This is a genomic window from Bradyrhizobium sp. P2_E8 (genome assembly GCF_056403875.1).
In genome coordinates, this window is the sequence record NZ_JBFUES010000480.1 from 1 (window position 1) to 5,593 (window position 5,593).

Genomic DNA, 5,593 nt, shown 5'->3' on the forward strand with positions numbered 1-5,593 from the left:
TTGGTCTCACGCTGCTCTTCATCAGCCACGACCTGCGCGTTATCAGGCAGATCAGCAATATCGTTGCCGTAATGTATCTCGGCCGCATCGTCGAGATCGGCAGCGCCGACGATCTGTTCGCGCGGCCGGAGCATCCCTATACGCAGGCACTGGTCTCGGCCTCGCCGGCGCCGGGCCGCCGCAGCGCGGGCCGCATCGTGCTGGCGGGCGATCCGCCGAACCCGGCCGCGCGTCCCCGGGGCTGCGCCTTCCATCCGCGCTGCCCGCGTGCGATCGCGCGCTGTGCGAGCGAGGTGCCGGTTCTCTCGGCCGTCGGCGGAAACAGGCAGGTCGCCTGCCATCTGGTGACGGGTCCGCAGGTCGAAACGCGGGACGCCGCGTGATGGGGCGTTATCTTGCCATCCGGATCGGACGCGCGGCCCTGACGATCGTCCTGGTCGTCACCTTCGCCTTCGTCGTGCTGCGGCTATCAGGCGATCCTGCGTTGATGATCCTGGGACCGGAAGCGCCACCGGAGGTCATCGCAGCCTTCCGCAAAGCCTGGGGCCTCGATGATCCCATCTGGTTCCAGTATCTCGATTACTTCAGCGCCATCGCCAAGGGCGAACTCGGCCGCTCCATGCGCGACGGCCGCCCCGCGATCGAGCTCGTGCTTGAGCGAATTCCGGCGACGCTGGCGCTGACGCTGCCGGCCTTCGTCTTCAAGGTGGCGCTCGGCATTCCCGCCGGCATCTACGCCGCGCTGCATCGCGGCTCTGCGATCGACCGTGCCGTGATGATGACGGCGGTCGCCGGCTTTACTGTGCCGAGCTTCGTGCTCGCGCTGCTCTTGGTGCTCGTCTTCGCCGTGCAGCTGGGATGGCTGCCGTCGGGCGGACAGGACAGCTGGCGCCACGCGATCCTGCCGATCGCGACGCTGAGCCTCGGCGGTGCAGCCGTGCTGGCGCGCTTCACCCGCAGCGCGATGCTGGAGGTGCTGGGCCAGCCCTATATCCGCACGGCGTCCGCCAAGGGCGTGCCGTGGCGCAAGGTGGTGACCTCGCATGCGCTGCCGAACGCGGCGATCCCGACGGTGACCATTCTCGGCTTCATGGTGGGAACGCTGATCGCGGGCGCCGTCGTGGTCGAGAGCGTGTTTTCGTGGCCGGGGGTAGGGCGCTTGCTCGTCGTCGCCGTCGCCAACCGCGACCTCGCCGTCGTGCAATGCATCCTGCTGCTGGTCGCGCTGACCATGGTCACGTCCAACCTGGTCGTCGACTTCCTCTACGGCTTCCTCGATCCGCGGCTGCGCGCCAAGGGAGCGCATGCATGACCGACGCGACGCTGAAGGACACCGCTGTCCGCCGCCGCATCGGCCTGCCTGCGATCCCGTTGTCTGTCGCGCTTGCGGTCGGCTGGATCGTCGCGATGCTGGTGATCGCGGCCCTCGCCGAGAAGATCGCGCCGTATGGCTTCACCCAGCTCGACCTGCGCAATCGTCTGGCTGCGCCCGGCAATGTCGCGCACTGGCTCGGCACCGACGAGCTCGGCCGCGACGTGCTGTCGCGCCTCCTCGTCTCGATCCGCATCTCGCTCCTGATCGCGTTCGGCGCGACCGCGATCTCGGCCATCGTCGGCACCACGCTCGGCTTCCTCGCCGCGCATTTCCGCGGGGCTGTCGAGCAGCTCGTGCTGATGCTGTCCGACTTCCAGGCCAGCATGCCCTTCCTGATCATGGCGCTCGCAGTGCTCGCCTTCTTCGGCAATTCGCTGCCGCTGYTGATCGGCCTGATGGGATTTTTTGGCTGGGAGCGCTATGCCCGCATCGCGCGGGGACTGGCGATCTCCGCCAATGCGCAAGGCTACGCCGCCGCGGTCCGCCAGCTCGGCGCGACGCCATCCCGGGTTTACCTCCGGCACATCCTGCCCAACATCGCCTCAACCCTGATCGTCTCGACCACGCTGGTGTTCCCCGAGGTGATCCTGATGGAATCGGGCCTGTCCTTCCTCGGCCTCGGCGTGCAGCCGCCGATGACCAGCCTCGGCAACATGGTCGGCTATGGCCGCGAATACCTCACCCGGGCGCCCTGGATCATGCTGGCGCCGGCGACCACCATCGTGGTCACGACGCTGGCGGTCTCCGTGATCGGCGACTGGCTGCGCGACCGGCTCGATCCGACCCTGCAATAGGGCGACTGGCTTGAGGCGTGCGCCGATTTGCCGTCGGACACCCGCTTCTAGCCTTGGACCTCCGGTTTTTTGCCGCGCCCGAGCGCGAATTGACCGACCGGGCCCTCGATATGGAATTCCAACTCCGTCATCTTTGCGAACAGATCGATGTTGGTGCTGCCAATGGCGCAGCCGCCGAGGCCCATATCGGTCGCCGCCAAGTAAAGCGTCTGAATCAGGCTGCCGACATCCTTCAGGATCAACGAATACGCGATTGAGCTGTATTTCCAGGAGACTCGGCCAAAACGCGCCGCGATCGTGATGAGGATTTGTGGCTGACCCGGCGCGTCCATGGCGAACTGGGCAGCCGTCAAATGCGCCTGGAGTTGTTGGGGGGAAGCGCTGATCGCGACTAGCGCGTGGCTCCCTGCATCGTAGTGGTAGAGTCCGCGCGCAAGCCCGTCGCAGTTCGCGACGGTAAGGTACAATTCCAGCTCGTACGCGCTGCCCGCCGACGGGTATGGCCTTGTGCTGTAGGTGACGCCGGAACCGCCCTCGAAATACGGCTCGCTCTTCCATTCGGACACGACGCGCGCGGTGGCGTCGAGAAACTGCGCGAGTTCGCCGAGCGTGACCGGATTCTTGTCGTCGAAATCCCGTGTTGAATGGCGTTCGCGCAACAGCTTTGGGAAGAGAGAGTTCGGCTCCGGGGAGGAGAATTTGCGCAGGTCAATCTTGCTGCCGGCCCAGGGCGGACGCACCGCCGGCGGCGGCGGAACGACGCCGGCATAGGTGAAGGCGGCGCCGACCGGATTGGCTTGCCGACCCTCCGTGCTCCGCGTGTGAAACACCAGATCGTGGAAATCCCAGAGTACGAGGTTGCCGTCGCCTTCGTTCACCCGCAGGCCTTGTCCGTCCTTCGCATCGAGCTTGAGCAGGATCTGGCTGTCCAGCAACAGTTCGAGCAGATGGAGGGTGGAGGAAGCTTTCTTCTGGTTAAGCTTGCCGATCTTCCGAGGCTGCGACAGCGCAGCAAGGGTGGCGGCGATGGCGGGATCGCCAATCCGGAACAACGCGCCGGCGCGTGGCGATTCCAGCACCAACTCGTTGCCGCGCCGGCGCAGAAAGGCAAAGCGCGATAGCACAATGGTGTCACGGCTGCCCAGCTTCGCGCGCCGCGGCCAGTATTCGGGGACTTGGGGCTCGATGACCACGAAGTCCTGCGTGTTACGCGAAGAGGAGAGGCGGTATTCCAGAAGCCCCTGCCGGGCCAAGCGATGCACCAGGGCGTCGATTTCCCTGGCGAGGATGCTCTTGCCAGCAAACGAAGCGAGCGGAAGGCCGGTGCTCAGATGTCGCGCGCAGTCCATCGCGGCCGCGCTGAATTGCCCGAGGTTGACGGAATAGTCGCCCAGAAAGGCGGCGATGTTTCCGTCCGGCTGCATCTGGAGGGAGAAGTGATGGCTCAATCGGGCGGCAATGTCTGGCGCGATCTTCCTGGTCGGCTTTTTCCGGGGAGCGCGCACGAAAGAGCAACCCTTCAGGTGTGTGGGAGGAATGAAGTCAGATCGCTTTCCGGTCGCGGCCGGTCCAACAATCCGAGCTTCACCGGCACATCGTAAAGGCGGCCCGGTGCGAAGCGGCGATAAAAATGACGCAAGCCGGGAACGAGCACTCTGACGACCGGAACCTCGACGTCGGGTCGCGTCTGGTCGAGGACGAGGAAATCGTAGCCCGCACGGGCTGCGATCTCGACGCAGGCGATGACCTGGTCCCGCGTATTGTCGTGAAGCTTGAGGCTCGGCGCTGGGGGGACGATAGGGCAATCGCTCGGTGTCAGGAACGGGTAGTCTTCCAGACGCAACGGTGTGACACCGTCGAGGGTCGGCTTCTCGCCGCTCGCACCACCCATCATGCTGACGGACATGAATTGGGTCAGCTCGGTGAGGGAGCGCAGCAGGGCTATACGGCGGTCGAAATGCGCGCCGGAGCCGAACTCGATATTCTCGTGTCCATCCTGCATCCAGTGCATGATCGCCACGTAAGTCGGAATGCCGAGGTCAGTGGTGATATCGAGCACCCACAGCTTGCGACCGGCTTCTGCAAATTGAGTTTGGAGATCCCGGACATAGAAATCGTCGAACTGCTCGAGGTCGACCGTGGCGCGCTGCACCCGGTTGTACCACCAGATTGCGTAGGCATCGCGCTCGATCAGTTCGAGGAAGCCCTGGACAATTGCTTCGTCGCGGGTGTTGCCGGCCGCGCAGCCGTTGGAATCCGTATGAAAGCCGCCATAGAAGAAGTACAGGAGGCCCGTCGGCAGATATTTGAAGCGTTTGTCGCGCAACGATGAGACCGGCGACCAATCGGTCCTCGTCGAGGGATCGAACGGCTCGGGAACCGGATGGGGATCGTCCGGTTGCTGGAGAAACCTGTTCTTGAACTGCGTTTCGCTGAAGAGCTGGATATCGTTGGGAAGAAGCGCGTCGCCAGGCGCGAAATCGGCAAATCGACGCGTCGTCCTGATCTCATCGCCCTGGAAAATGCCCGAATAGCGTTCGATCGATTCCATCAGCGCGCTGGCTTCGCCCTGCTCGGCGGTCGAGCCCTTGCCAAAGCTGCCCCCGCTCAATCCAGACCTGAGCTGGTCGATGCTGTGGGCCGGCGCGGAGAAATTGTGCTGGGCGAAGTAGTTGGTGTTCATCGGCAGGTCGACGTCGATTCGTTCGAGCCTGGTCACCACCCCTGTCAGTGGGCTCACATGCTTGCGGAAGCGCGACACGGTCGACCGCGACGTCACGGTGCGATATCCACCGCTGGTCATGACGAGCCTCTTGCCCTCGGCAATCTCGACCAGGGCCGGAGATCGGCGCGGGTTGTTCAGCTTCCTGTTGCCGCAGGTCGGACATTGCGGACGTCGCGTCACGTAGTGCTTGGCGATGGCGGCGCCGGTCAGGTCGAAGCTTGCGATGTGATCGCACAAATCGGTGCGAAAATCCGAGGCAATTGCCTTGGCGATCTCGACGGCCGCAAAATGGATTCCAGCCTGGCCGACGCTTTCTCTGACGAGAGGCGATATGGCAACCGCACGCGCCGGTCCCCGGTCAAGAAACCCCTTGATCTCCCGGTTGCGGATCATGCGATCGAACAGGCAGGTCCAGCAGGCGCTCTCGCCCGGTTTGAACACGGGCCCGACCAGCGGAAACGGGCCGGATGGCTGTACCAGCAACCAGGGCGTCTTGCCGGCCACACGTTCCTGGTTCAGTTCAGCAAGTCGCCGGTCGAGATAGTCGTTCGTCAGCGTGATCGTGAACTTCGGCGCTCGCTTGGCGATTTGAACGCCGAGCTTGCTCAACGCCGCGGTCAGCTCCTTAGCGCCTTTGACGTCAATCGACTCGACCTGGACGGGGCAATTGCGAAGATTTTGTTCCGCGATCTCCAAGGG

5 protein-coding genes are annotated in these 5,593 nt (G+C 64.2%); 3 read left to right on the top strand and 2 right to left on the bottom strand.

The annotated features are described in order from the left end of the window. The 3 genes from AC1D00_RS24175 to AC1D00_RS24185 form a co-directional block, all read left to right on the top strand. Window positions 1-383, top strand: a 383-nt coding sequence (locus tag AC1D00_RS24175; protein WP_477012377.1) for an oligopeptide/dipeptide ABC transporter ATP-binding protein, incomplete at its 5' end; no start/stop codon positions are given. Further along, a complete protein-coding gene (locus AC1D00_RS24180; protein ID WP_027542831.1) occupies window positions 383-1,312 on the top strand; it encodes an ABC transporter permease in 930 nt (309 codons plus the stop codon). The genes AC1D00_RS24175 and AC1D00_RS24180, both read left to right, overlap by 1 nt. After that, on the top strand, window positions 1,309-2,169 hold the full coding sequence (locus tag AC1D00_RS24185) for an ABC transporter permease (protein WP_477012378.1): 861 nt from the start codon (window positions 1,309-1,311) through the stop codon (window positions 2,167-2,169). The genes AC1D00_RS24180 and AC1D00_RS24185 overlap by 4 nt, the downstream gene beginning before the upstream one ends. Window positions 2,170-2,216: 47 nt before the next feature. On the opposite strand, the gene AC1D00_RS24190 is transcribed toward AC1D00_RS24185, so the two are convergent. Both AC1D00_RS24190 and AC1D00_RS24195 read right to left on the bottom strand, forming a co-directional pair. Continuing rightward, window positions 2,217-3,593: a SagB/ThcOx family dehydrogenase gene (locus tag AC1D00_RS24190; RefSeq protein WP_477012380.1), complete on the bottom strand. Its 1,377-nt coding sequence runs from the start codon at window positions 3,591-3,593 to the stop codon at window positions 2,217-2,219. 95 nt (window positions 3,594-3,688) lie between these two features. Next, window positions 3,689-5,593, bottom strand: a 1,905-nt coding sequence (locus AC1D00_RS24195) for a TOMM precursor leader peptide-binding protein (RefSeq protein ID WP_477012379.1), incomplete at its 5' end; no start/stop codon positions are given.